Origin of the sequence: Neorhizobium tunisiense (assembly GCF_039631515.1) — a bacterium.
Classification (GTDB): Bacteria; Pseudomonadota; Alphaproteobacteria; order Rhizobiales; family Rhizobiaceae; genus Neorhizobium.
Genome location: NZ_JBDIUU010000002.1, coordinates 815,947 through 840,077, shown reverse-complemented (window position 1 = coordinate 840,077; position 24,131 = coordinate 815,947). Strand labels below are relative to the sequence as shown.

Annotated in this window: 25 protein-coding genes; 16 read left to right on the top strand and 9 right to left on the bottom strand. The window is 63.6% G+C overall.

Features of this window, described 5'->3' with window-relative positions:
- Nucleotides 1–4 precede the first annotated feature (4 nt).
- Both ABCW43_RS13205 and petA read right to left on the bottom strand, forming a co-directional pair.
- On the bottom strand, nt 5–1,276 hold the full coding sequence (locus ABCW43_RS13205; RefSeq protein ID WP_345924980.1) for a cytochrome b: 1,272 nt from the start codon (nt 1,274–1,276) through the stop codon (nt 5–7).
- A 13-nt stretch (nt 1,277–1,289) separates the two neighbouring features.
- Entirely contained in the window at nt 1,290–1,868 is a 579-nt protein-coding gene (gene petA / locus ABCW43_RS13200) for a ubiquinol-cytochrome c reductase iron-sulfur subunit (RefSeq protein WP_037076345.1), read from the bottom strand.
- Between the two features lie 392 nt (nt 1,869–2,260).
- Between petA and ABCW43_RS13195 the strand changes: the two genes are divergently transcribed.
- Nucleotides 2,261–3,199: an endonuclease/exonuclease/phosphatase family protein gene (locus ABCW43_RS13195; RefSeq protein WP_345924979.1), complete on the top strand. Its 939-nt coding sequence runs from the start codon at nt 2,261–2,263 to the stop codon at nt 3,197–3,199.
- Nucleotides 3,200–3,209: 10 nt separating this feature from the next.
- Here the strand turns inward: ABCW43_RS13195 and ABCW43_RS13190 are convergent, their stop codons facing one another.
- Entirely contained in the window at nt 3,210–5,072 is a 1,863-nt protein-coding gene (locus ABCW43_RS13190; protein ID WP_345924977.1) for an ABC transporter ATP-binding protein, read from the bottom strand.
- Between the two features lie 155 nt (nt 5,073–5,227).
- Here ABCW43_RS13190 and ABCW43_RS13185 point away from each other — a divergent pair, with 155 nt between their 5' ends.
- Together ABCW43_RS13185 and ABCW43_RS13180 are read left to right on the top strand one after the other, a co-directional pair.
- The gene (locus tag ABCW43_RS13185) at nt 5,228–5,488 is read left to right on the top strand and encodes a CopG family ribbon-helix-helix protein (RefSeq protein WP_345924975.1); all 261 of its coding nucleotides are present in this window, start codon (nt 5,228–5,230) and stop codon (nt 5,486–5,488) included.
- On the top strand, nt 5,488–5,766 hold the full coding sequence (locus ABCW43_RS13180) for a type II toxin-antitoxin system RelE/ParE family toxin (protein ID WP_345924974.1): 279 nt from the start codon (nt 5,488–5,490) through the stop codon (nt 5,764–5,766). Before ABCW43_RS13185 ends, ABCW43_RS13180 begins: the two co-directional genes overlap by 1 nt.
- Nucleotides 5,767–5,817: 51 nt before the next feature.
- On the opposite strand, the gene ABCW43_RS13175 is transcribed toward ABCW43_RS13180, so the two are convergent.
- The gene (locus ABCW43_RS13175; RefSeq protein WP_345924972.1) at nt 5,818–7,674 is read right to left on the bottom strand and encodes an ABC transporter ATP-binding protein; all 1,857 of its coding nucleotides are present in this window, start codon (nt 7,672–7,674) and stop codon (nt 5,818–5,820) included.
- 382 nt (nt 7,675–8,056) lie between these two features.
- Between ABCW43_RS13175 and ABCW43_RS13170 the strand changes: the two genes are divergently transcribed.
- Entirely contained in the window at nt 8,057–8,530 is a 474-nt protein-coding gene (locus ABCW43_RS13170) for a tRNA (cytidine(34)-2'-O)-methyltransferase (protein WP_345924969.1), read from the top strand.
- 11 nt (nt 8,531–8,541) lie between these two features.
- Here ABCW43_RS13170 and ABCW43_RS13165 read toward each other — a convergent pair whose 3' ends face one another.
- The gene (locus ABCW43_RS13165) at nt 8,542–9,789 is read right to left on the bottom strand and encodes an MFS transporter (protein WP_345924967.1); all 1,248 of its coding nucleotides are present in this window, start codon (nt 9,787–9,789) and stop codon (nt 8,542–8,544) included.
- Between the two features lie 72 nt (nt 9,790–9,861).
- On the opposite strand from ABCW43_RS13165, the gene soxR reads away from it, so the two are divergent.
- From soxR to ABCW43_RS13150, 3 genes are all read left to right on the top strand, one after another.
- Nucleotides 9,862–10,341, top strand: coding sequence for a redox-sensitive transcriptional activator SoxR (gene soxR / locus ABCW43_RS13160; RefSeq protein WP_345924965.1), 480 nt, complete (start codon nt 9,862–9,864; stop codon nt 10,339–10,341).
- A 72-nt stretch (nt 10,342–10,413) separates the two neighbouring features.
- Nucleotides 10,414–10,689 carry an addiction module antidote protein gene (locus tag ABCW43_RS13155; protein WP_345924963.1) on the top strand — a complete coding sequence of 92 codons (276 nt, stop codon included), beginning with the start codon at nt 10,414–10,416 and terminating at the stop codon, nt 10,687–10,689.
- A gap of 116 nt (nt 10,690–10,805) precedes the next feature.
- Nucleotides 10,806–11,234, top strand: coding sequence for a hypothetical protein (locus ABCW43_RS13150; protein ID WP_345924961.1), 429 nt, complete (start codon nt 10,806–10,808; stop codon nt 11,232–11,234).
- Nucleotides 11,235–11,243: 9 nt separating this feature from the next.
- Here ABCW43_RS13150 and ABCW43_RS13145 read toward each other — a convergent pair whose 3' ends face one another.
- Nucleotides 11,244–11,501 carry a hypothetical protein gene (locus ABCW43_RS13145; protein ID WP_037076370.1) on the bottom strand — a complete coding sequence of 86 codons (258 nt, stop codon included), beginning with the start codon at nt 11,499–11,501 and terminating at the stop codon, nt 11,244–11,246.
- A 174-nt stretch (nt 11,502–11,675) separates the two neighbouring features.
- Here ABCW43_RS13145 and hemF point away from each other — a divergent pair, with 174 nt between their 5' ends.
- From hemF to ABCW43_RS13130, 3 genes are all read left to right on the top strand, one after another.
- Complete coding sequence (gene hemF, locus ABCW43_RS13140; RefSeq protein ID WP_345924959.1) at nt 11,676–12,590, top strand: oxygen-dependent coproporphyrinogen oxidase; 915 nt, start codon at nt 11,676–11,678, stop codon at nt 12,588–12,590.
- Nucleotides 12,591–12,717: 127 nt separating this feature from the next.
- Nucleotides 12,718–12,984, top strand: coding sequence for a hypothetical protein (locus tag ABCW43_RS13135; protein WP_345924957.1), 267 nt, complete (start codon nt 12,718–12,720; stop codon nt 12,982–12,984).
- 103 nt (nt 12,985–13,087) lie between these two features.
- A complete protein-coding gene (locus ABCW43_RS13130) occupies nt 13,088–13,279 on the top strand; it encodes a DUF1059 domain-containing protein (protein WP_037076377.1) in 192 nt (63 codons plus the stop codon).
- A 78-nt stretch (nt 13,280–13,357) separates the two neighbouring features.
- Here the strand turns inward: ABCW43_RS13130 and ABCW43_RS13125 are convergent, their stop codons facing one another.
- The 3 genes from ABCW43_RS13125 to ABCW43_RS13115 are packed head-to-tail and all read right to left on the bottom strand — an operon-like array spanning nt 13,358 to nt 15,872.
- Complete coding sequence (locus ABCW43_RS13125) at nt 13,358–14,620, bottom strand: CCA tRNA nucleotidyltransferase (protein ID WP_345924952.1); 1,263 nt, start codon at nt 14,618–14,620, stop codon at nt 13,358–13,360.
- Nucleotides 14,617–15,252, bottom strand: a complete 636-nt coding sequence (locus tag ABCW43_RS13120; RefSeq protein WP_345924950.1) for a CoA pyrophosphatase — start codon at nt 15,250–15,252, stop codon at nt 14,617–14,619. The genes ABCW43_RS13125 and ABCW43_RS13120 overlap by 4 nt, the downstream gene beginning before the upstream one ends.
- Nucleotides 15,249–15,872, bottom strand: a complete 624-nt coding sequence (locus tag ABCW43_RS13115; RefSeq protein WP_345924948.1) for a DUF1285 domain-containing protein — start codon at nt 15,870–15,872, stop codon at nt 15,249–15,251. The genes ABCW43_RS13120 and ABCW43_RS13115 overlap by 4 nt, the downstream gene beginning before the upstream one ends.
- A gap of 201 nt (nt 15,873–16,073) precedes the next feature.
- Here ABCW43_RS13115 and ABCW43_RS13110 point away from each other — a divergent pair, with 201 nt between their 5' ends.
- The 6 genes from ABCW43_RS13110 (at nt 16,074) to ABCW43_RS13085 (ending at nt 24,130) form a co-directional block, all read left to right on the top strand.
- A complete protein-coding gene (locus ABCW43_RS13110; protein WP_345924946.1) occupies nt 16,074–17,087 on the top strand; it encodes an AAA family ATPase in 1,014 nt (337 codons plus the stop codon).
- A 25-nt stretch (nt 17,088–17,112) separates the two neighbouring features.
- Entirely contained in the window at nt 17,113–18,036 is a 924-nt protein-coding gene (locus ABCW43_RS13105; protein WP_345924944.1) for a DUF58 domain-containing protein, read from the top strand.
- Nucleotides 18,033–20,876, top strand: coding sequence for a DUF4159 domain-containing protein (locus ABCW43_RS13100; RefSeq protein ID WP_345924942.1), 2,844 nt, complete (start codon nt 18,033–18,035; stop codon nt 20,874–20,876). The genes ABCW43_RS13105 and ABCW43_RS13100 overlap by 4 nt, the downstream gene beginning before the upstream one ends.
- A 307-nt stretch (nt 20,877–21,183) precedes the next feature.
- Nucleotides 21,184–23,250, top strand: a complete 2,067-nt coding sequence (locus tag ABCW43_RS13095; protein ID WP_345924940.1) for a hypothetical protein — start codon at nt 21,184–21,186, stop codon at nt 23,248–23,250.
- Between the two features lie 3 nt (nt 23,251–23,253).
- Complete coding sequence (locus tag ABCW43_RS13090) at nt 23,254–23,670, top strand: GNAT family N-acetyltransferase (RefSeq protein WP_345924939.1); 417 nt, start codon at nt 23,254–23,256, stop codon at nt 23,668–23,670.
- Between the two features lie 40 nt (nt 23,671–23,710).
- On the top strand, nt 23,711–24,130 hold the full coding sequence (locus ABCW43_RS13085) for a GNAT family N-acetyltransferase (protein WP_345924937.1): 420 nt from the start codon (nt 23,711–23,713) through the stop codon (nt 24,128–24,130).
- The last annotated feature ends 1 nt before the right edge of the window (nt 24,131 follow it).

Here is a 24,131-nt window from a genome sequence, read left to right as displayed (position 1 = left end):
GGCGTCAGGCGCGGGCTTCGGCGGATTTGCCGTTCTTTTTCTCAAGAACCGCTTCCGTGATGGAGTTCGGAATGCGCCTCGGCGTTTCGAACAAGCCGAGAAGCGGCATGATCACCAGGAAGAAGCCGAAGTAGTAGAGCGTGCCGATCTGCGACAGCGTGGTGAAGATGCCTTCCGCAGGCTGGGAACCGAGCCAGCCGAGCATGATGGCATTGGCGACGAACAGCCAGAAGAACAGCTTGTACCAGGGACGGTAGACGGCGGAGCGGACCTTCGACGTGTCGAGCCAGGGCAGGAAGAACAGGATGATGATCGAACCGAACATCACCAGAACGCCGCCAAGCTTGGAGTCGATGAAGAGGACGTTGAACGTGATCGCGCGCAGCATGGCGTAGAACGGCAGGTAGTACCACTCCGGGACGATGTGAGCGGGGGTCTTCAAGGCGTCGGCCGGGATGTAGTTGTCCGGGTGGCCGAGGTAGTTCGGCATGTAGAAGATGAACCAGGCATAGACGATCAGGAAGACGGAGACGCCGAGCGCATCCTTCATCGTCGCATAGGGCGTGAAGGCGACGGTGTCGGTCTTGGTCTTCACCTCGACGCCGGTCGGGTTGGTCTGGCCGGTGACGTGCAGGGCCCAGATGTGCAGGACGACGACGCCGGCGATCATGAAGGGCAGCAGGTAGTGCAGCGAGAAGAAGCGGTTCAGCGTCGGTTGGTCGACGGCAAAGCCGCCGAGCAGGAACTGCTGGATCCATTCGCCGACCAGCGGGAAGGCCGAGAAGAAGCCGGTGATGACGGTCGCGCCCCAGAAGGACATCTGACCCCAGGGCAGAACGTAGCCCATGAAGCCGGTCGCCATCATCAGCAGGTAGATCACCACGCCGAGGATCCAGAGGATTTCGCGGGGCGCCTTGTAGGAGCCGTAATAGAGGCCACGGGCGATATGCAGGTAGACGGCGACGAAGAAGAACGAGGCGCCGTTGGCATGCATGTAGCGCAGTAGCCAGCCATGGTTCACGTCGCGCATGATCTTTTCGACCGAGTCGAAGGCGATGCCTGTCGAAGCGGTGTAATGCATGGCGAGCACCACGCCGGTGAGGATCTGCACGATCAGCATGACCGACAGCATGGCGCCGAACGTGTAGGCATAGTTCAGATTGCGGGGAACGGGGTAGGAAATGAAGCTGTCATGGATCATGCGCGGCAGCGGAAGCCGCGAATCGATCCACTTTTCGATGCCGGTCGATGGCTGGTATGTGGAATGACCGCTCATAAATATTATCCCCTCACCCGATCCTGATCACTGTGTCGGACGCAAATGCAAAAGTCGGAATGGCGAGGTTCTGCGGCGCCGGGCCCTTACGGATACGGCCCGCCGTATCATAGTGAGAGCCGTGGCACGGACAGAACCATCCGCCGAAATCGCCGGACTGGCCGAGCGGAACGCAGCCGAGATGGGTGCAGGAACCGATCATCACGATCCAGTTCTCCTTGCCCTGGCCGGCGGAACGATCGATATCGCTTGCCTGCGCGTCAGCCGGCAGATTGGCGTTGCGGGCGACGGGATCCTTGAGATCCGCCAGCGCCACGGCATTCGCCTCTTCTACTTCCTTGGGCGTGCGGTTGCGAATGAAGACAGGCTTGCCGCGCCACTTGACGGTCAGCGACATGCCCGGCTGGAGAGCTCCGACATTTACCTCGATGGACGCGAGCGCCAGCGTCGAGGCGTCCGGGCGCATCTGATCGATGAAAGGCCACGCAACCGATACAGCGCCGACAGCGCCGGCCATGCCGGTGGTCAGATAAAGGAAATCACGGCGAGTAGGCTCGCCCAGTGTTTCGCTATGTGTGTCGTGCTCGCTCACGGCTCAATCATCCTTCTCACGCAATTCGCGGAAACCGCTCTGCCCCCGTCCCGGCGAATCTCAGTTGAACACAATTCGACCATAGATTCCCCAGCAATCCGGCGCGTTCTATGCTTGATCGCAAAATATGTCCAGCCTTGGCAAGGGGTGCCGACCAGTTTGTCGCCGGAAAACCCGGAGGGTTCCGGAGCAGCGTGACAGGCAGAGCACAAGCCTGCGAAACCTGGCCTGCAATGGCCTCTCCGACCGGGGAAAACCAGGCGTTTTTCAAAGGAAATGGCGGGGATGGCGCACTTCCCGTTAACTGCCCCGCCGGGCACCGCATTGCAACAAATCGGGCCTCATGTTAGGCCAAGCCCACGACAGAAGGCGGCCGTCCCGGACAGACCTGAATGAGACAAACACTATCGGTTGCCATCTGCGTCATCGTGTCGCTTGTGCTGATGGCGATCGGGACGCGTTACATACACCCCCACTGGATTCTGGGAACGCTTTACAGCCTGCAACTGCATGCGGCTGTCGGCTGCGTGGCGGCCATGGTCGCAGCACTTGTCGTCAAGCGCCACTTCCTGGTCTGGCTGCTGTTCGCCGCTACGCTCCTCTTTGTCGGCCACGCGGTGCTGATGAGCCGCGACTTCGCCGCGCCGATGACACCTTCGGAGGTCAACGCACCGACCATCAAGCTGATGTCATTCAACATCCTCAACGACAATTTCGCCAATGCCGAAGAGATCGTCGAAACGATCCGGTCGTCCGGCGCCGACCTGGTCAACATCATGGAGGCAGCCCCGCTTCGGGTCTATATGGACGAGCTGGCGAAAACCTATCCTTACCGGGTGGGCTGCGGCCTGCTGATCGCCGATTGCGACCAGCTCATGCTGTCGAAGGTGCCGATCGAAGCGCCGACGGTACAATCGCTCAGCGAGATCTTTCCGGATCGCTTTATCCTCGCCAAGGTGACCATCCGCGGCCAAACGATCCATTTCGTCGGCATGCATACGACCAAGCCGTATTTCGACAATTTCCACTCCGTGGAACTGACCCGCGCTGCTCTCGCGATCAGCGAGACGAGCGGCCCCCTGCTGCTGTCGGGCGATTTCAACGCGTCGAGCCTGGCGCCGAACATGCGCCGGTTCCTCCGCAATGCGGACCTGGCGACCGCCGGCTTCGAGCCCGCCACCTGGCCGATCCGGGCGGGCGCGTTCGGCGTGCCGATCGACCATGTCTACGCGCGGGCACCGCTCAAGATAAAGTCGCTGACCCGCATTCCCCAGGCGCACGGCTCGAACCACTTCGGGCTGATCGCCGAGATCGCCGTTACCGGTCAGTGAGCCGGCGACGCTATTGGGCGGCGTCCGCGGCGAGGAAGCCGCCGGACTGCCTTGCCCAGAGCTCCGAATAGAGCCCTCCCCGCGCAATCAGTTCGTTGTGTGTGCCGTCCTCGATGATCCGGCCCTCGTCCATGACGATCAGGCGGTCGAGGGCTGCGATGGTCGAAAGCCGGTGCGCGATGGCGAGCACGGTCTTGCCCTGCATCAGCCGCTCCAGGTTGGACTGGATCGCCGCTTCCACCTCCGAATCGAGCGCCGAAGTCGCCTCGTCGAGCACCAGGATCGGCGCGTCCTTGATCATCACCCGGGCGATCGCGACGCGCTGGCGCTGGCCACCGGAAAGCTTCACGCCGCGTTCGCCCACATGTGCGTCAAACCCCTTGCGGCCGCGCTGGTCTTCGAGGGCCGCAATGAACATATCGGCCTCCGCCTTGCGCGCCGCCTGGATGAGCTGCGCCTCCGTCGCATCCGGCCGGCCGAACAGGATATTGTCGCGGATCGACCGGTGCAGCAGCGAGGTATCCTGCGTCACCATGCCGATCTGGGCGCGCAGCGATTCCTGCGTCACTTTCGCGATATCCTGTCCGTCGATCAGGATGCGTCCGCCTTCGAGATCGTAGAAGCGCAGCAGCAGGTTGACGAGCGTCGATTTGCCGGCACCCGAACGACCGACGATGCCGAGCTTCTCGCCCGGCCGGATGGTGAGCGACAGGTTGTCGATGACGCCCTTCGCCTTGCCGTAGTGAAAGCTGACGTTCTCGAAGCGGATTTCCGGGCGTTTTACCACCAACTGCGTCGCATTCGGCGCATCCAAAAGCCCGATCGGCTGCGAGATCAGTTCGGCCGAGTTCTGGATCGTGCCGATATTGCGCATGATGCCGTTGAGCTGCGTCATCAGCCGGCCGAGCAGGAAGTTCAGCCGCAGCATCAGAGCCATGGTAAAGGCGACGGCACCGGACGAGATCAGGCCGGAGAGCCACAGATGCACGCTCATCGCCGCCATGGTGACGATCATCGTGCCGGAGAGGAAGGCCATGGAGGCGCGCACGCTGGTCAGCAGCCGGGTGAACGCGATAATCGTGTCCTGAAAGCTCTCGAAGCCGGAGAGCATGTAGCGGTCGTTGGCCTCGTCGCGGCCGAACAGCCGAAGCGTCTGGATATTCGAATAGGCGTCGACCATGCGGCCGCTGATCATCGACCCGGCTTCGGCCGAGGCCTTGGAGTGCTCGCGAATACGCGGCACGTAATATCTGGCGAGCACCGCAAAAATCGAAAGCCATGCGATGACGACCACCGCCAACCGCCAGTCGAGCCCGGCGACCAGCGCGATGGTCGAAACGGAATAGATGCCGACGAACCAGACGCTTTCCATGAAGGAGGTGAGCACGTCGCCGGTCGCCTGGCCGGCCGACCAGACTTTCGTGACAATGCGGCCGGAAAAATCGTTCTGGAAGAAGGAGAGCGACTGGCGCGATACGTGGATGTAGGATTGCCAGCGCACCAGGTTGTAGAAACCGGGTGTGATGATCTGCTGGTCGACCAGCGCCGTCATCAGCCCGATCAGGAAGCGGCCGACGCCGACCACCAGCGCCATGACCACCAGTTCGGTCCCGTGATTGGCGAGCAGCCCCGACCACCCGTCGGCGGGTTTGGTCGTGTCGAGGATATCGACCAGCCGGCCGACATACCAGAACATCGCCGCCTCGACGCCGGCCGCAAGCCCGCCGAGCACCAGCATGGCGAAGAAGGGAAGCTTTGCCTGGCTGACATAGAACCAGATGAAACCGACAAGACCAGTCGGCGGCTTCAGGTCGTCCCGCCTCGCAAACGGCTTGATAAAGCTTTCGAAGATGCGGAAGACAGGTTTCAACATGCCCCGGATATAGGCGGATTCTGATCGGCGGCAAAGCAAAAGCGGCCGGGCGGCGGCTTACATTTTCTTAATGGAGAACCCCGGCCGGGCGGTCGCCGGGCGAGTTGGACATAATCACAGTCAATCGTTATGATTGGTCTCCAAAGGAGCTTGCCATGGAAACCCGTGTTCTGACTGCGCATGTGCCGGTCCAGCTGGCCGAGAAAGTGGACGAACTGGCCAACCGCCTGGAACGCTCAAGGGGCTGGGTTGTCAAGCAGGCACTCGCCAACTGGATCGAGCTGGAAGAAGAGCGGCGGCGTCTGACATTGGAAGCGATGGTGGACGTCGATGAGGGAAACGTGGTCGATCAGGAGGAGGTCGAAAAATGGGTTTCCAGCCTGGGAACTGACAGACCTCTGCCACGTCCCCTCTGATGGAATTGAAGTGGTCGGCAAAGGCGGTATCCGATCTCGGCCGCCTTCATGATTTCCTGGCTGCGGTGAACGCATCCGCGGCGGCGCGCACTGCTCAAAACCTGGCTGCGGCACCCAGGAAACTCATCCAGCATCCGCGGCTTGGCGAAAGGCTCGATGAGTTCGCACCGCGTGAAATCCGCCGCCTTTTGATCGGTGACTACGAGTTGCGATACGAAATACAGGGCGAGATGATTTTTCTTCTCCGTATCTGGCACACCCGCGAAAACCGAATCTGAATTCGGCGGAAGAATACCCACATCAGAGCGATAAAGGGATGACGGCGGAGCTTACTCCGCCGCCTCTTCCTCGATCACGTCGTCATGGCCGATGAAGCCGCCGGACTGGCGGTTCCAGAGGTCGGCATAGATGCCGCCGTTCGCGACCAGCTCGCGATGTGTGCCGGCCTCGATGATCCGGCCGCGATCGAGCACGATCAGCCGGTCCATTTCGGTCAGCGTCGACAGCCGGTGGGCGATCGCGATCACCGTCTTTCCTTCCATCAGCGCGAACAGGTTCTCCTGGATCGCTGCTTCGACTTCCGAGTCGAGCGCGGAAGTCGCCTCGTCCAGCACCAGGATCGGCGCGTCCTTCAGGAAGACGCGGGCGATCGCGATGCGCTGCCGCTGGCCGCCGGACAGTTTCACGCCGCGTTCGCCCACATGCGCATCGAGACCCTTGCGTCCCTGCATGTCGGCGAGCCCGTCGATGAACTCCCAGGCATTCGCCCGCCTGGCCGCCTCGATGATATCCGCGTCGGTCGCGTCCGGCTTGCCGTAGGCGATGTTGTCGCGGATCGACCGGTGCAGCAGCGAGGTATCCTGGGTGACGACGCCGATCAGCGAACGCAGGCTGTCCTGTGTGACGCCGGCAATGTCCTGCCCGTCGATGGTGATGCGGCCGCCTTCCAGATCGTAGAAGCGCAGCAGCAGGTTCATCAGCGTCGTTTTGCCGGCTCCCGAACGGCCGACCAGACCGACCTTCTGGCCGGCCGGGATATCGAGCGTCAGGCCCTCGATGACGCCCTTGCCCTTGCCGTAGTGGAAGTGGACGTTGTCGTAGCGGATATGGCCCCTTTTCGCGGTCAGCGTCGAAGCGCCCTTCTGGTCGACCACGTCATGCGCCTTGGTCATCATCGACATGCCGTCATAGACGGTGCCGATGTTTTCGAACAGCGCCGAGACTTCCCACATCACCCATTGCGACATGCCGTTGATGCGCATCGCAAGGCCGATGGCGATGGCGATCGCCCCGATCGAGATGGCGCCGTCCAGCCAGAACCAGATCGACAACGCGCCGACGGTAAAGAGCGCAGCGCAGTTGTAGAAGTAGACCAGCGCCTGAAAACCCGTCACCTTGCGCATCTGGGCATGCACGGTCTTCAGGAATACGTCCATCGCATCTTGCGCATAGGCCTCTTCCCTTCCCGCATGCGAGAAGAGCTTGACGGTCGCGATATTCGTATAGCTGTCCACGACCCGACCGGTCATCATCGAGCGCGCATCCGCCTGTTCCGCCGAGATCTTCCGCAGACGCGGCACGTAATAGGCGACGGTGACCGAGTAGAAGACGATCCACAGCACCAGCGGCACCGCAAGGCGCAGGTCGGCGGCCGCGACGATCGCAATCATCGAGATGAAGTAGGTGAAGACGTAGACGAATACGTCCAGCACCTTCATCACCGTTTCGCGGATGGCGAGCGAGGTCTGCATCACCTTGGTCGAAACGCGGCCGGCAAACTCGTTGGCGAAGAACGTCATCGAGTGCCTGAGCAGGAAGCGGTGCATCTGCCAGCGGGCGATCATCGGGAAATTGCCCATCAGGATCTGGTGCATGATCAGCGAGTTGAGCGTCGCCACCAGCGGCAGGCCGATCAGCACCACGAAGGCCATGAAGACCAGTTTCGGCCCTTCCCGGTCGAGGAAGGTCGTCCGATCGGCATTGGTCAGCCAGTCGACGATATCGCCGAGGAACTGGAACAGCGCCACTTCGCCGATCGCGATCAGCATCGTACAGGTCGACATGATGACGACCCACGGCCAGACCGGCTTAGTATAGTGCCACAGGAAGGCCGCAAGGCCGGAGGGCGGTAGTGCGGGCGCTTCGTCCGGATAGGGATCAACGCGCCGTTCGAACCACGAGAACATGAAAATAGCTCCGTAAATCGGACTGCCGCGCCGGCTCGGCACGCAAGGCGACCGGAATCGGGCGACGAAAACTTGAGGTATCGAGGCCGCATGTCGGCCGCGTAACGGATCAGGAAAGGAAAAGTTTGCGAGAAACCGCGGAACGCCTAGGCCAGAAAGACAATAATCTGGCTGCGGAGGCGCGAAAGCACGGTCATATCCATGTAGGCCTCCTTGAGTGGGCGTTGAGTTACGCAAGCCTTCTAACCTTTCGGGCGCAAATTGGAAAGAGCAAATCGGCGCGGGCGACCACTCGGGGGCTTTTCTGTTGCCCGATCGTCACAGCCCTGCCGTGCATCGAAAGGGCTTGAGATCGGACACCGGTTTCCCGTAAGGACGGCATATGAGCGACATTTCCTCTGGCCTGCACATCGCCCTCTACCAGCCGGATATTGCCGGCAATACCGGCACGATCCTGAGGCTCGCCGCCTGCCTCGGCCTTTCGGTCGACATTATCGAGCCCGCGGGCTTCGACATTTCCGACCGGAACCTGAAGCGCTCCGGCATGGACTATCTGGAGAGCGTCACGCTCGCCCGCCACGTCAACTGGCAGCGCTTCGATGACTGGCGCAAAGGGAATGGCCGGCGCGTCGTGCTTGCCTCCACCAAGGCCGCCCTGCCCTATACAAGCTTCGCCTTCCGGCCGGACGACATTCTCCTTTTCGGCCGCGAAAGCGCCGGCGTGCCGGACCACGTGCATGAGACCGCCGACGGCCGCATCCTGATTCCGATGGTCCAGGGCCAACGCTCCATCAACGTCGCCATGTCGGCAGCGATGATTGCTGGCGAGGCGCTGCGGCAGACGGGCTTCGCCTGAGGTTCTCTTCCTCATGTCGCGGCATCCCGCGGCCGCGGGCTGAGCCTGACGACAAGCGAACCGAAAGCGAAGACCAGCAGCATGAGGCCGGCCATGCCGTAGGTCGCGGCGTAGCCTTTTGCGGCGATCAGGGGCTGCGAGAGGAGCGGCGACAGGAACTGGCCGGTGAAGACGCTCGCCACCAGCAAGCCGGAAACGCGTCCCCTGAGGGTCGGCGATGCAAGCAGCATCGCAGCACCGGCGAAATTCGGCATGATCGTTCCCATGCCGATGCCGGATACCGCCATCGCAAACAGGATGCCCGGATAGGTCCCGGCAACAGAGAGCAGCACGAAGGCTGACCCCATCGATCCGAAGGCCAGCGCGAAGACGCCCATGACCCCGAGCATCTGCCGGAAACGGGCAAAGACCAGCGAGCTGGCGATGCCGACCAGCTGGCCGAGGCCGATGGCCATGCCGGCAAGGCTCGGCGCCTCAAGGCCGAGCGACCTCAGGTAGAAGGGAAGCTGTGTCGGAATCATGTAAAAGGCGACCATGTTGAGGACCGCCCCGATGAGCAGGACTGCAAGAAGCAGCGTACCATGCGTGCCGAGGCCGTCCGGCGCCGTCCTCGTCTGCATCGCCGCCGGGCGTATCGGCTCGCGGATGAACGTCAGCGCGGCCGGCAGGAGCAGGAAGGCGAGCGCATAAATAAGGAAAGGCGCCCGCCAGTGGAGTTCCGCCATGAAACCGCCACCGGTCAGGAAGATCGTCCCGCCGATGCCGACGAAGGCCTGCTGCAGCCCCATGTAGCGGTCTCGCTCCGTGCCGGCAAAGAAATCGCCGACCAGTGCAGTCGCGGTGGTCATGATGCCGCCCACGGCGATGCCGAGCACCGCGCGTCCGGCAAGCAGGCCGAAAAGACTGTCGGCGAATAGGCCGGAGCACCCGGCCACCGCGAAAAGCGGGAGCATGACGATGAGGAGCGGCTTGCGGCCATAGCGATCGATGACCCAACCGGCCACCGGCGAGAACACAGCAATGAACAGGGCCGGCAGCGTCAAGACCAGCCGACTGAGGAGTTCGACATTCGGCAGATCGGCAAAACGCGCGGCAATGCCGGGCAGTGAGGCCGAGATCGTCGCACCCGACATGATGGTCAGCGTGCTGACCGACAGCAGTGTGACGTTGCGGAAAAAATGCGACGGGGGAGATGGGTTGCCGGCCCGAACGAGCGATACGCTGCGGGGGAGCGGCGGCAGGGCGTTTTTCGTCTCCATGGAACTGGGCTCCGGTTTTCTTTCAGGGAGCCTCTGCTATAAAACCTCAAGCAATATTGAGGTCAATGGCGAATGAAAAAAGATTCCGAGGGACGTATACCGCTGGAATTGACGGTCGGCGAAGTGGCGCAACGCAGCGGCCTCGCGGTCTCGACCCTGCATTTCTACGAGACCAAGGGGCTGATCCAGAGCCGCCGCAACCGCGGCAACCAGCGCCGTTATCCGCGCGTCGTGCTGCGCCGGGTCGCGGTCATCAAGGTCGCCCAGAAGACCGGCATACCGCTTGCCGACATCGCCGAGGCGCTTTCCGTCCTGCCGCACGACCGGCCGCTGACGGCGAAGGACTGGCAACGCCTTTCGGAAACCTGGAAACGCCAGCTCGATGCGCGGATCGCCAGCCTCACGGCGCTCCGCGACCACCTGACCGGCTGCATCGGCTGCGGCTGCCTGTCGATGGAGGACTGCCCGCTCAGGAACCCGCTCGACATGCTCGGCGAAAAGGGAGCGGGACCGATCTTGCTGGAAGCGGATGAAGAGGTGAATGTCAGTTGATTGCACGGATAGGTTTAGTTTAAGTTGATCATCATACCCGGCTGAACAACGCTCCCGGAAATGGAAGGACATTTGGATACCGAAGAGGGCATCGAAGAGTTCATGAAGGCAGCATTCGAAGAGGGCGACCCCGCCTTCATCGCGAGATGTCTCGGCACCGTCGCGCGGGCACGGGGCATGACCAAACTCGCCCGCGATGTCGGGGTGAACCGAAAGGCGCTCTTCGCTACGGTCCTGAAGGTGATGAAAAGCTCCCGGTCTCGAACTCACGCCGGTTCTCGCCAAGACGGGGGATGCCGCCTGAGCGTGATCGGCATCTGGCGGATCACCCGTCTCCCGCCCGTTTAGCATCTTTTGAGAAAACACATGTCAGACCGGTCGAAGCCCATGGGCCAAACATCGGGGATCGCATATGTTTCCGCAATCGCCTCGTACTTCCCAGCCCCAAACCCCCAAGGACCAAGATGCGCAATCTGCTTTGCTATCCCATGACTGTTGCCGCTCTTGCCCTCACGGCTTCATCCGGCCACGCCCAGGAGGCCGAGCACTACGCCGCGGTCAGCAAGACGGCGATGAGCGTCACCGGCGACGTCTGGCTCGACGATTTCAGCATCACCTTCGAGAACGAGGAATCCCTCGAGTTCTCCGACCTCGTCGCCGACAATTTTCGCGTCGATGGCAGGCGGGTACCGGCATCGGTCTACCGTGTCGCGGAACCGGCCGATCCGGAACTCGAAAACGGCAACCAGCTCTGCGGATCGGGCGACGTGACCTATGTCGCCAATTGGGCGTCGGCCAAGGGAATGTCGGCGATCGCCGTGTTTACGGGGAGAAATCCTCCAAAGAACAGCGACGAGATGTGCGCGCTCTACACCTATGAGGACCCGAAGTGACGGATCGGATCAATCCGCCGTCGGCAACCTGCGCATGGTGAATTCGATCTGGTCGCCTTCGAGCTGGCGCCAGCTTTCCACTTCGGTCCAGTAGGCTGCCTTCGGAAATTCATGAAACCATTCGCGCGCCTTTTCGCGCGCTTCTTCACGCGAGAGCTGGAAGGTCTGCCGTACGAACATGCCCTGGCGCTCGCCGGCCTTTTCCTGCCGGTGGCGGTCGATCCTGCGTTTCAGCCCGTCGAGCGGCGGGGGTGTGAACTTTGCCATGAAAGCCTCTGATCAGCACCTGTTTATGCGGTAAAGATAGTGCCCAGCGACACGCTTTGCGAGTCTCATTTTCCACCTGCGACAACCGATGGAATGGCTCGCGAAAGCCAGAAATGCTAATCCCCGATCGGAAAAATGCGAATCGCGCCAAGGGGATGGCGAGAGGATAAAGACATGGAACGGCCGGTACTGCCCAAGGGGCTGCCCGAGGACATCGAAGACAAGAAGGCCGCGGCGCGCGCCTGGTTCGAGAGCCTGCGCGACACGATCTGCGCCTCGCTCGAAAGCCTCGAGGACGAGCTGACCGGCACCCTCTCCGACCAGGAGCCCGGCCGCTTCAAGCCCAAGGACTGGCTGCGCGACGGCGGGGCCGGCGGCGGCGGCAGAATGTCGATGATGGAGGGCCGTGTCTTCGAGAAGGTCGGCGTCCACACCTCGACCGTCCATGGCGAGTTTTCCGCCGATTTCCGCAACCAGATGCCGGGTGCGGAGGAAGACCCACGCTTCTGGGCGTCGGGCATCTCGCTGATCGCCCATCCGGTCAATCCCAACGTGCCCACCGTCCACATGAACACCCGCATGGTGGTGACGTCGAGCCAGTGGTTTGGAGGTGGCGCGGATCTCACCCCCGTCCTCGACCGGCGCCGCACCCAGACGGACCCCGATAGCACCCTCTTCCACCGGGTCATGGAAATCACCTGCAAGCGCCACGAGGCGGTCGCCGACTACGATCGTTACAAGGCCTGGTGCGACGAATATTTCTTCCTGAAGCACCGCAACGAACCGCGCGGCGTCGGCGGCATTTTCTTCGATTGGCTGCATCCGGTCGAGGAAAAAGGCGGCTGGGATGCGGATTTCGCCTTCGTGCAGGACGTCGGCCGGGCCTTCAACCTCGTCTATCCGAAGATCGTCCGTGCCAATTTCAACAAACCCTGGACGGAGTATGATCGCGACGAGCAGCTGATCCGCCGCGGCCGCTATGTCGAGTTCAACCTGCTCTACGACCGTGGCACGATTTTCGGGTTGAAGACCGGTGGCAACGTCGAGTCCATCCTCTCGTCACTGCCTCCGGTTGTAAGGTGGCCTTAGATCAAAGATCACAAAATTAACGATTTCGGGTAAAAACAGGCGCCAATATCTCATCCTTAACAAATGCGATATCGGAATCGCTGCGATGGTGGTAGCGTCCCCTTGGTTGTAGCGGAGGAGGATCGCCATGATGGCACCGAATAGCATGCCTATGCCGGAAGCGTCTGAGGACAAGGACGCCCGTTCCCTTGATACTGCTGACATGATCGACCGCCTCGCGACGGAAATGCGCGCGAGAACCGGCGGAGAGCTCCCCCATGCCTTTTATGTGGACCAGGTAAGGCGCCAGCTTGCCGGCAAGTCGGTCGCCATGTCGGCCGCCAATGACGAGACGGCGCGGGAAAAGCGACAGGAACAGGCTTCCGTCTTCCACGCCTGGGCGTTTTCCGAATAAGCGTCGGGAACGGTCCTTGTAGTTTCCGAGTTATCGAGGTTGGCGCCGGCGGATATGGGAGATATCCGCCGCCTCCAGTCCAACGTTAACAGGAGGAAATGTCATGCGACTGTTCGAATGCGGGACCCTCGTGCCCGGTTGCCAGTGGCATACCCGTGCCGACGAGGACGCCGAAGTGGTCCGCCGCGCCGTGGAGCATCTGCGCACGGTGCACGGGGAAGAGATAATCCGCGAAAACATGGTCGAGAACATCAAGGCGCGCATTCGCGACGAAAACGGCGCGGCCGCGGCCTGACGCCCAATCGTATCGAGGCGGCCGGCCGCCCGCGTGGGAGTGCTCGCGCCCGGCTTCACAGCGGCAGGCCGCCTGATGTCAAAGCGAGCTGCGGATCATATCCTCCAGCCGGGCGGTCAGCGCCGCCCGGTCCGGGGCAAAATTGCGCTCCACCCAGAAGCCTTCCAGCTCCTTCAAAATTTCTCCGACCCGCTTGCCGGCCGGCACGCCGGCTGCCACGATATCGCCACCACCGAGTGGAAAGACCGGTTTCTCGTAGTTCTCAGCCCTCTTCAGCAGCACCGACAGCCGCGCGGACTTGCGCATCGCCGCGGGATCGCCCTCGGCCGCAGTTCGCGCAGAGGCCAGCGCCAATCTCAGCCGCATGACCAGCCCCTCCACCCCATGGCGGTAAAGCAGCCGGTCGAAGCCGACATCCGTCACCTCGTCCGGCAGCACCGGCGCATTTGCCCAGGCGGCAAGCTTGGCAGCCTCCGCGTTCGACATCTTGAGCCGCTTCGCGAGTGCATCCAGCCGCTCCGCATCCGGCGGCACGATCGCCGCCAGCCTCAGAAGCGGGTCGGGCGCCCAGCCGAGCGACTTTTCAGCCGCCACGAGGCCGTGGATGCCGTCGATACCCCACTTTTCCGTCTCGGGCAGGACTTCGGTGAGCACCCCCGCCTGCCGCATCCAGAGCAGCGCTCGGGAGGGATCGACGGCGGACAGCAGCTTCTTGGTTTCGGCCCAGACGCGCTCGGCCGACAGCGTCGAAAGCTTGTCCTTGGCTCGGGCGCAGGCCCTCAGGCCATCCGCATCCGGCCGGCCGGACCCGTAATGGGCGAAGAAGCGGAAGAAGCGGAGGACGCGCAGGTAGTCCTCGGCGATGCGCTCGGCCGCCTCACCAATGAAGCGGACAGTGCGCGTCTCGATATCCGCAAGCCCGTTCACGAGGTCGATCACCTCGCCGTGGGCGTCCGCATAAAGCGCGTTGATCGTCAGGTCCCGCCGTTCGGCATCCACCTGCCAGTCAGTGCCGAAGGCGACCTTGGCGCGTCGGCCGTCGGTCTCCATGTCGCGACGCAACGTAGTGACTTCGAAAGCATGGCCGTCGATGACCAGCGTCACCGTGCCGTGCTCTATGCCGGTTGGCACAGCCCTGATACCGGCCGTCACCGCCCGCTCGATCACCTTTTCCGGACGAAGCGTGGTGGCGACATCGACATCGGCGACGGGAAGCCCCATCAGCGCATTACGCACCGCACCGCCCGCAACCCGCGCCTCGCCGCCGTCGGCATTCAGCAGGGTCAGGATGCGCTGCAGCGCCGGGTCTTGGAACCAGGCCTCCTCGGCTACGGTCGTCATGCATAAAGCCTTTCATAGAGCGTACGCAGAATGCCCGCGGTAATGCCCCAGATGTTTCGTTCCTCGTAAGGCATGACGTAGAAATGCCGCTCCTTGCCGTCCCATTCGCGGCTGCCGCGCTGGTGGTTCGCCTCGTTCATCAGGAAGGACAGCGGCACCTCGAAGACGTCGTCGACCTCGGCCGGATTGGGCGTGATCTCGAAGCCGCGCCTGACGACTGACAGCACTGGCGTGATGCGGAAACCGGTCGCGGCATAATAGGTCGGCAGCCGCGCCAGCGTTTCGACGAAGGAGCGGTCGAGGCCGATCTCTTCTTCCGTCTCGCGTAGCGCCGCCTGTTCCGGCGAACGGTCCTCCGGATCGATCCCGCCGCCCGGAAAGGCGATCTGACCGGAATGCTTGCGCATCGTCGATGTCCGCTGCGTCAGGATCACCTTCGCGTCGTCGCCGTCGTCGACGACCGGCACCAGCACCGCTGCATCCTTCAGCTTCAGCCCGGCCGCGAAATCCACCAGCGTCGGATTGAGCAGATGGTCGCCGTGGTGGCGCCAGGCATGGTCGATCGGTCCGCCGTTCTGGTTCAGAGCCCGGCGGCGGAAATCGCCGGCCGAAAAAAGGGGAAAATCACTCATTGCGATAAGGCGTCCAATTCGGCCTCGGGCATCACGGGAAAAACCTCCGTTCCGGAGCGGACGGAGAACATCGGCACCCCGTCTATCACGATCCCCTCGCCCAGTTCCACGAGATCGTACATGACCGCGCGGGAAACGAGCGCCTCCAGCCGGCCGCGCACCAGGAGATAGGGTTTCAGCTCGCGGTTTTCGCCTGATATTTCGAAGCGCAGGGGGTGTTCCGACCCAGCCTCGACCACATCACCGACATTTGTCCTGAACGTGAGCACCTGCCGGCCTTCACGCAGCGTCACCTGCATCTCGACCGCGAGGAAGGGTGCGTCCACGACGCGGATACCGACTTTTTCCACAGGTGTTACGAGGTAGGTCCGGCCGTCTTCATCCCTGCGCAGCACCGTCGAAAACAGCCGCACAAGCGGTGCGCGGCCGATCGGCGTGCCCATGTAGAACCATGTGCCGTCCGGCCGGATTTCCATGTCGATATCGCCGCAAAAGGGCGGATTCCAGTTCTCCACGGGCGGCAAACCCCGTTTTCCCTCCCCCGTCTGCTCGGAAGCGCGGGAAATCAGGGCCGCAAGCCCTGCGGCATCGGGTGCCGAATTTATCGTTTGCGCTGCCATCTTTCAGTCCCGGTTCGTCCGTAAGCATTGGCGAAGGCAATTGTTCCTCACGAGATAGTCATTCGATACGTGCTTGTCAGCCATATTTCGGGGAATAAGTTTGATCAGATAAGCCGGATGCTGCGTCGCAGCGATTCGCTGCCGGGATATGAATGAGCCCGGCCCTGGAAAGCCAGCCGGTTCTGGATGATGGAGAGCGACATGGGCCTGATGAATTCAACCGATACCGTCCTCGATGAGAAAGCCATCATCGCCTCCGCCGAAATGGCCCTTTCCGACATCGCCGCCATCCGCACCGAAATCGCCAAGGTGATCTTTGGCCAGGAGAAGGTAGTCGAGAACACGCTGCTCGCGGTTCTCTCCGGTGGCCATGCGCTGCTCGTGGGCGTCCCCGGCCTTGCCAAGACCAAGCTCGTCACCACGCTTGGCACCGTGCTCGGCCTTGGCGCCAACCGCATCCAGTTCACCCCCGACCTGATGCCATCCGACATTCTCGGCTCGGAAGTGATGGATACGGACGATGCCGGCCGCCGCTCCTTCCGCTTCATCAAAGGCCCGGTCTTCGCCCAGCTCCTGATGGCCGACGAAATCAACCGCGCCTCGCCGCGCACCCAGTCGGCGTTGCTGCAGTCCATGCAGGAATACCATATCACGGTCGCCGGCCAGCGTTACGACCTGCCCGCCCCCTTCCACGTGCTCGCGACCCAGAACCCGCTGGAGCAGGAAGGCACCTACCCGCTGCCGGAAGCGCAGCTCGACCGCTTCCTGCTGCAGGTCGACGTGCTTTATCCGGAACTCGCCGCCGAGCGGCAGATCCTGCTCGAAACCACCGGCCTTTCGGAATCCAAGGCGCGCGGCGTCATCGACGCTGCCCGCCTTCAGGAAATCCAGGTGCTGATCCGCCAGATGCCGGTCAGCGACAGGGTGGTCGATGCGATCCTCTCGCTGGTGCGCTCCGCCCGTCCCGGCCATGGCAATGCCCATACCGACAAGCACGTCGCCTGGGGTCCCGGCCCGCGCGCCGGCCAGTCGCTGATGCTGACGGCCCGTGCGCGCGCCCTCTACGAAGGCCGCCTGGCCCCATCGCTCGACGACGTCTATGCGCTCGCCGAGCCGGTGCTGGAACACCGCATGGCGCTGACGTTTGCGGCGCGCGCCGAAGGCATGTCGGTCCGCGACGTCATCGCCGGTCTGGTGAAGCAGGCCCGCGGCTAAGTCCGCCGGCTAGAAAGGATAATGCGTGGCATCCACCATTGGCCAGATCGTAGAGCAGACACCGAGTAGCGAACTCCTCTCCCGAGCCCAGGCCCGCGCGACGCTTGTGCCGGACTGCATGGTGGAAGCCAAGCGCATCGCCAACACGGTGATCGCCGGATGGCATGGCCGACGCAAGCGCGGCATCGGCGAAAATTTCTGGCAGTTCCGGCCTTATGCCGAAGGTGAAAGCCTGTCTCGCATCGACTGGCGTCGCTCTGCCCGCGACGACCATACCTATGTCCGGGAACGCGAATGGGAAGCCGCCCACACCGTCTGGCTCTGGGCCGACATGTCGCCGTCGATGATGTACAAGTCGACGCTCGCGATCGCCTCCAAGGAAAGCCGCGCGCTGGTGCTGATGCTGGCGCTGGCCGAGATCCTCGCCCGCTCCGGCGAGCGGATCGGCTGCCCCGGCATCATGGAACCGGTATCGGCCCGCAACGCTGCCGAGCGGCTGGCTGCCGCGATCATGCACGCGCCGCTGACCACCGGCCTGCCGGATACCGCGATGATCCGCGGCCATAGCGACATCGTGCTGATCGGCGATTTCCTCGACGATGCCGACCGGGTGATGGAGCGCATCGCCCCGCTCGGCCGCCGCGGCCTGCGCGGCCATGTGGTCGAGATCGCCGATCCGGCCGAAGAGACCTTCCCCTATACCGGCCGCACCGAATTCACCGATCCCGAAACCGGCGAAAAGCTCGTCTCCGGCCGCGCCGAGATGATCCGCGAGGATTACCAGCGTGCCTATTTCGCCCGCCGCGATGCGCTGGGTGAATCGCTGCGCCGCCTCGGCTGGAGTTTTGTCTTCCACCGCACCGATCATCTGGCCTCCGAGGCGTTGGTCGCCGTGCATGGCTACCTGTCCGGCATGCCGGCTCGAAAGCCGGCCGGAGACAGGTCATGAGCGCGCTGATTTTCGCCAATCCCGCCATTCTCTTCGGCCTGATCGCGCTGCCGGTGATCTGGTGGCTGCTGCGGCTCACCCCGCCGCGCCCGAAGGCGGAAATTTTTCCGCCGCTCCGCATCCTCGCAACGGTCCTCAAGCGCGAGGAAACCCCGTCGAAAAGCCCCTGGTGGCTGACGCTGCTGCGCATGCTTCTCGCCGCTGCCGTGATCCTCGCGATCGCCGACCCGGTGATGAATCCGCGCGTCAATTCGCTGAATGCCAACGGCCCGTTGGTTGTCGTCGTCGACAATGGCTGGGCGACCGCCGCCGATTGGGAACGCCGCGTCCAGACCGCCAACCTCCTGATCGGCGATGCCGAAAGCGCCGACGTGCCGGTCTCGATCACCTTCACCGCCGATGCCAGCCACGAGGCCGTGCCCGGCACCGCTGCCGCTGCCCGCGACAAGCTGACGGCCGCCAACCCCAAGCCGCTGGTTCCGGATCGCGCCCGCGCCGCCCAGGCGATCAGGGAGGCCATGAACGGCACCCGCCCCGGCACGCTCGCCATCCTCTCCGACGGCATGGCGGCCGCCAGCGACAACGAGGCCATGTCGGCACTCGCGGCCCTCTCCCCCGCCGAGATGCGGCTGATCGAGGGCGATGGCCATAGCGCCGTCGCGCTGACGGACGCGGTGAACAACGCCGCCGCCATGTCGGTGACGGCGACCCGTCTTTCGACTGCATCGGCGCAGCAATTGAACGTCAATGCGCTCGACGCACAGGGCCGTGCGCTTGCCTCCGGCACGCTGCGCTTCGATGCGGGTGCCGCGACCGCCACCGCCGAGATCACCTCGCCCTTCGAGCTGCGCAACGATTTCGCGCGGTTGAGCATCGACGGGCTGGCCACCGCCGGTGCGGCGCATCTGCTCGACGATGGCTTCAAGCGCCGCCGCATTGCGCTTCTGGCCGGCGAGAGCGGCAGCGACTTCCAGCCGCTCCTGCAGCCGCTCTATTACATCAGCCGGGCGCTGTTGCCTTATGCGGACGTCATCCAGCCGAACACCGCCGATCTTGCAGTCGCCATCCCGCAGATCCTGCAGGGCAATCCGTCCGCCATCATCCTCGCCGATGTCGGCCGCCTACCCTCCGAAACCTATGCACCGCTGCAGCGATGGATCGCTCAAGGCGGCACGCTGATCCGCTTTGCCGGCCCGCGCCTTGCCGCCGCCCCCGCCGACGATCCGCTGGTGCCGGTCATCCTGCGCCAGGGCGAACGGGCGCTCGGCGGCGCCATGTCTTGGTCCGAGCCGCAGTCGCTTGCCGATTTCCCGAGCTTCGGACCCTTCGCCGGCATGCCGCGCGCCGCCGATATCACCGTCACCCGCCAGGTTCTCGCTGAACCGACCCCGGATCTTGCCGAACGCACCTGGGCAAGCCTTGCCGACGGAACGCCCCTCGTCACCGAAAAAGAGGTCGAGGCCGGCCGCATCGTGCTCTTCCACACCAGCGCCGAGGCGACCTGGTCGAACCTGCCGCTATCGGGCAATTTCGTCGAGATGCTCCGCCGCCTCGTCCAGCTCGCTCGCGCCGGCGGTGCCGCATCGTCCGGAGGGGCAGCGGAGGGAGCCGCTGCGACGCTTGCTCCCTATCGCCTTCTAACCGCCGACGGCGTCCTCACCACCGAAACCGGAACTGCCCGTCCGATCGCGATTGCCGCCAACCAGGTGCCGGTCGCGAGCTTCGACCACCCGCCGGGCCTCTACGGCACCGAGGACGGGTTCACCGCCGTCAACCTGCTCGCGCCGAAGACAGTCATCGCCCGGTTCGACCCGACCACGGCAGGCAGGCCGCTGGTACGCGAAGGCTTGGCTGGCGGGCAAGCCGTGTCGCTGCGCCCCGCCCTGTTCGCCGCCGCCTTTGCGATGCTGATCCTCGACAGCCTTGTGGTGCTGTTCATGAACGGCGCCTTCTCCCGCGGTCCCGGCGGACGCCGCAGGCCGAGCGGTGCTGCCGCAGCGGCGATCACCGCCCTCGCCTTTGGCCTCTTCGTCTTCATGCCGGGCCAGTCGCAGGCACAGGAAATGGCGCCCGGTGCCGGCGCCAAGCCCGGCGACGAGCAGATCCTGGAACGGCTCGATACCACCCACCTCGCCTATGTCGCGACCGGCGAACGGGATGTCGATCGGATTTCCGAACAAGGCCTCGAAGGTTTAAGCCAGTTCCTCACCTATCGCACGACACTGGAACCCGGCGCGCCGGTCGGCCTCGACATTACCAAGGACGAGCTCTCCTTCTACCCGATCATCTATTGGCCGATCTCCGCGACCGCACCTATGCCGTCACCGGCGGCGATCTCCCGCATCGACGCCTATATGCGCAACGGCGGCACGGTGCTCTTCGATACTCGCGACCAGTATTCGTCGCTCGACGGCGGCGGCACGACGCCGAACGGCGAGCGGCTGCAGGCGATCCTTGCCAATATCGACATTCCACCGCTGGAACCGACCCCCAACGACCATGTGCTGACCCGTTCCTTCTACCTGCTCACCAATTTCCCGGGCCGCTATACGGGCAGCCCGCTCTGGGTCGAGGCACGGCAGGAAGCCAAGAATACCGGTGCCCACCTTTCCTCCAGCGGCGACGGCGTCACCCCGCTCCTGATCACCGGCAACGACTTCGCCGGTGCCTGGGCGGTGGATAGCCAGGGCGGCCCCGTGCTGCCGACCGTCCCCCCGGACGAAATGCAGCGCGAATACGCCTACCGCTCCGGCGTCAATATCATGATGTATATGCTGACCGGCAATTACAAAGCCGACCAGGTGCATGTCCCGGCGCTGCTTGAGCGGCTTGGGCAGTGAGGGAAACGTCGCATATGGTCAATCGCCCCTCATCCGCCATCGCCCTTCGATCGTTTCTGCCGGCAACCCCCATTCCGATGGCGCTTGTGTGCGAAGACGGTGCCCCACGCCGATCTCCCCCCTTGAGGGGGAGATGCCCGGCAGGGCAGAGGGGGGTGCCGCAGCACACCCTTCGGCAGTTGAGTTCGCGGCGCTACTCCCCTCTGTCACCTCCGGTGACATCTCCCCCACAAGGGGGGAGATCAGTGGGAGCTCGCGGCTCGGTCCAGCTAAACGTAGTTTCCCTCTCGGATGAAGGGAAAACCTCATGACCATCGAATTCGCACCCTTTTTCTCCTGGCCGATCCTCGCCGCGCTTGGCGTCTTCGCCCTCATCCTCGCCGGCCTCGCCTTCTGGCGCGGCATCCGCGGCGCCACTTTGCGCACGCTGGCGCTCGCCGCCCTTCTACTTGCGCTCGCCAACCCGACGCTGCTGCAGGAGGATCGCGACCAGCTTTCGACCGTGGTGCCGATCATAGTCGACCGTTCCCAGAGCCAGGAGACCGCCCAGCGCAAGGAACAGACCGACGAGGCGCTTGCCAGACTCCAAGACCGTTTCTCCCGCTACCCGCGCATCGAGACGCGCGTCGTCGAGGTCGATGACGACGGCGATTCCGATACGCCCTCGACGAAACTCTTCACCGCCCTGCGCTCGGCGATCTCCGATATCCCGCCGGCCCGCATCGGCGGCGCGGTCTTCCTCACCGACGGCCAGATCCACGACCTGCCGGGTATCAACCAGGACCTCGGCTTCAACGCCCCCGTCCACGGCCTGATCACCGGCAAACCCGACGAGTTCGACCGCCGTGTCGAGGTGGTCCGCGCACCCCGTTTCGGCATTGTCGGCGAGGAACAGGAACTGACGCTACGGGTCTTCGACGACGGCCGCACCGGCGGCGGACCGGCGCAGGTCACCGTGCGCATGAACGGCCAGCAGACCGCGACGCTGCGCGCCACGCCGGGCCAGGAGACACCCTTCTCCTTCACGGTTCCGCGCGGCGGCAACAATGTCATGGAATTTTCCGTCGCCGAGCTTCCGGGCGAAGTGACGACCGCCAACAACCGCGCCGTCCACGTCATCGACGGCATCCGCCAGAATCTCCGCGTGCTGCTCGTCTCCGGCGAACCGCATGCCGGCGAGCGCGCCTGGCGCAACCTGTTGAAGTCCGATGCCTCGGTGGATCTCGTGCACTTCACCATCCTACGGCCGCCGGAAAAGCAGGACGGTACGCCGATCAACGAACTGTCGCTGATCGCCTTCCCAACCCGCGAACTGTTCGTCGAGAAGATCAAGGATTTCGACTTGATCATCTTCGACCGCTACAAGCACCGCGGCGTGCTGCCGATCCTCTATTACGACTACATCGCCCAGTACGTGAACAATGGCGGCGCGCTGCTGATCGCCGCCGGCCCCGAACATGCCGGCGAGGATTCGATCGCCTCGACGCCGCTCGAACAGGTCCTGCCGGCTGCGCCGACCGGCGAAGTGCACAGCGCCGCCTTCTATCCGCATCTGTCGCCGGAGGGCGAAAAGCACCCCGTGACCCGTGGGCTCGACGGCTCCAACGCCAATCCGCCCGCCTGGGGCCGCTGGTTCCGCACCATCGACGTCGACACGCCGCAGGGCCAGACGGTGATGGAAGGCGACGGCGACCGTCCCCTCCTCGTGCTCAACCGCCAGGGCGAAGGCCGGGTCGCCATGCTGCTCTCCGACCAGGGCTGGCTCTGGGCCCGTGGTTTCGAAGGCGGCGGCCCGCATGTGTCGCTCTATCGCCGCATCGCCCACTGGTTGATGAAGGAGCCGGAACTCGAGGAAGAAGCGCTGACCGCCCGCGCCGTCGGCCGCACGCTCGAAGCCACCCGCCAGACGATCGGCGATGATCCCGGTCCTGCGACGATCAAATACCCGTCCGGCCGCACCGAGACCGTGCCGATGACATCGGCCGGCCCCGGCCAGTACCGGCTGGAACGCCGCATGGAAGAGACCGGCCTGTTCGAGGTCACCAACGGCCAGTTTTCGACGCTCGTGCATGTCGGCACGGTCGATGCGCCGGAATTCAAGGCGATGATCTCGACCGAGGCGACGCTGAAGCCTTATGCCGACAAGACCCGCGGTCTCGTCACCCGTGTCGCATCGGGAGACAGCGTCTCGCTGCCCGACATCCTCCCGGTGCGCGGCGAAGTGCGCGTCAACGATCCCGACCGCATGGTCATCCGCATGACCGACGAGACGGTGCTGCGCGGCATCAACACACTGCCGCTGTTTGCCGGTTTCGCCGGCCTCTCCGCCCTGCTCTTCGCGGTCGCGGCGATGTGGTGGCGTGAGGGTCGCTGAGGCATGACGGATATCGAAGTGACCGCCTCGCCTCTGCCCGGGGAACTGGCTGCCATCAGTGAGGGGCTGACCAATTTCAACGACGCCGATGTCGGCCCGTCGGAACGTGAAGCCCTCGCCGTCCTGATCCGCGATATGGATGGAAAGGTAATCGGCGGGCTTTCCGGCTATACTGCCTGGGGCTGGCTCTTCACCCAATGGCTGTTCATCCCGGAAACATTGCGGGGTGAAGGCATGGCCGGCAAGCTGCTCAGCCGGGCCGAGGAGGAAGCCCGCGCTCGCGGCTGCCACGGCGCCTGGATCGACACGTTCAGCCCGGTCGCCTGCAAGGCCTATATGCGCCAGGGCTACGAGATCTTTGGCGAACTGCCGGAATTTCCGAAGGGCCGCACCCGCACCTTCCTCAGGAAAGCTCTGTAAGCTATCCGTTCGCTCCGAAGATGGGACGAAGAAGCGCCGCATGGATATCGACCTGAAAATCACCGAAGGCATGACGGCCGACGAGGAGGATTTTATCCTCGAACGGTTGATGACTCACAATGCCGTAACTTTCGGCCCCGGCAACCGCCGCGAACTGGCGGTGCCGCTGCATGACGAGGCCGGTAATCTGATCGGCGGGCTGACCGGCTATACCGGCCGAGGCTGGCTCTATGTGTCGATGCTGTACATCCCCGACGAGCTGCGCGGCCGCGGCCTTGCCGCCCGCATGCTCGACATGGCCGAGGCCGAAGCCAAAGCCCGCGGAGCGATCGGTGCCTATATCGACACCATGAACCCGGCGGCACTGAAGCTTTATCTCAAGCAGGGTTATATCGAGATCGGTACGCTGAAAGGCCTCGAAGGAGGCCATTCGGTGACGTGGCTGGAGAAGCGGTTCTGAC

Coding starts and splice junctions, on each gene's coding strand:
- ABCW43_RS13205 (WP_345924980.1), bottom strand. CDS start 1,276: ATGAGCGGTCATTCCACATACCAGCCATCGACCGGCATCGAAAAGTGG.
- ABCW43_RS13195 (WP_345924979.1), top strand. CDS start 2,261: ATGAGACAAACACTATCGGTTGCCATCTGCGTCATCGTGTCGCTTGTG.
- ABCW43_RS13190 (WP_345924977.1), bottom strand. CDS start 5,072: ATGTTGAAACCTGTCTTCCGCATCTTCGAAAGCTTTATCAAGCCGTTT.
- ABCW43_RS13185 (WP_345924975.1), top strand. CDS start 5,228: ATGGAAACCCGTGTTCTGACTGCGCATGTGCCGGTCCAGCTGGCCGAG.
- ABCW43_RS13180 (WP_345924974.1), top strand. CDS start 5,488: ATGGAATTGAAGTGGTCGGCAAAGGCGGTATCCGATCTCGGCCGCCTT.
- ABCW43_RS13175 (WP_345924972.1), bottom strand. CDS start 7,674: ATGTTCTCGTGGTTCGAACGGCGCGTTGATCCCTATCCGGACGAAGCG.
- ABCW43_RS13170 (WP_345924969.1), top strand. CDS start 8,057: ATGAGCGACATTTCCTCTGGCCTGCACATCGCCCTCTACCAGCCGGAT.
- ABCW43_RS13165 (WP_345924967.1), bottom strand. CDS start 9,789: ATGGAGACGAAAAACGCCCTGCCGCCGCTCCCCCGCAGCGTATCGCTC.
- soxR (WP_345924965.1), top strand. CDS start 9,862: ATGAAAAAAGATTCCGAGGGACGTATACCGCTGGAATTGACGGTCGGC.
- ABCW43_RS13150 (WP_345924961.1), top strand. CDS start 10,806: ATGCGCAATCTGCTTTGCTATCCCATGACTGTTGCCGCTCTTGCCCTC.
- ABCW43_RS13145 (WP_037076370.1), bottom strand. CDS start 11,501: ATGGCAAAGTTCACACCCCCGCCGCTCGACGGGCTGAAACGCAGGATC.
- hemF (WP_345924959.1), top strand. CDS start 11,676: ATGGAACGGCCGGTACTGCCCAAGGGGCTGCCCGAGGACATCGAAGAC.
- ABCW43_RS13135 (WP_345924957.1), top strand. CDS start 12,718: ATGATGGCACCGAATAGCATGCCTATGCCGGAAGCGTCTGAGGACAAG.
- ABCW43_RS13130 (WP_037076377.1), top strand. CDS start 13,088: ATGCGACTGTTCGAATGCGGGACCCTCGTGCCCGGTTGCCAGTGGCAT.
- ABCW43_RS13125 (WP_345924952.1), bottom strand. CDS start 14,620: ATGACGACCGTAGCCGAGGAGGCCTGGTTCCAAGACCCGGCGCTGCAG.
- ABCW43_RS13120 (WP_345924950.1), bottom strand. CDS start 15,252: ATGAGTGATTTTCCCCTTTTTTCGGCCGGCGATTTCCGCCGCCGGGCT.
- ABCW43_RS13115 (WP_345924948.1), bottom strand. CDS start 15,872: ATGGCAGCGCAAACGATAAATTCGGCACCCGATGCCGCAGGGCTTGCG.
- ABCW43_RS13110 (WP_345924946.1), top strand. CDS start 16,074: ATGGGCCTGATGAATTCAACCGATACCGTCCTCGATGAGAAAGCCATC.
- ABCW43_RS13100 (WP_345924942.1), top strand. CDS start 18,033: ATGAGCGCGCTGATTTTCGCCAATCCCGCCATTCTCTTCGGCCTGATC.
- ABCW43_RS13095 (WP_345924940.1), top strand. CDS start 21,184: ATGACCATCGAATTCGCACCCTTTTTCTCCTGGCCGATCCTCGCCGCG.
- ABCW43_RS13090 (WP_345924939.1), top strand. CDS start 23,254: ATGACGGATATCGAAGTGACCGCCTCGCCTCTGCCCGGGGAACTGGCT.
- ABCW43_RS13085 (WP_345924937.1), top strand. CDS start 23,711: ATGGATATCGACCTGAAAATCACCGAAGGCATGACGGCCGACGAGGAG.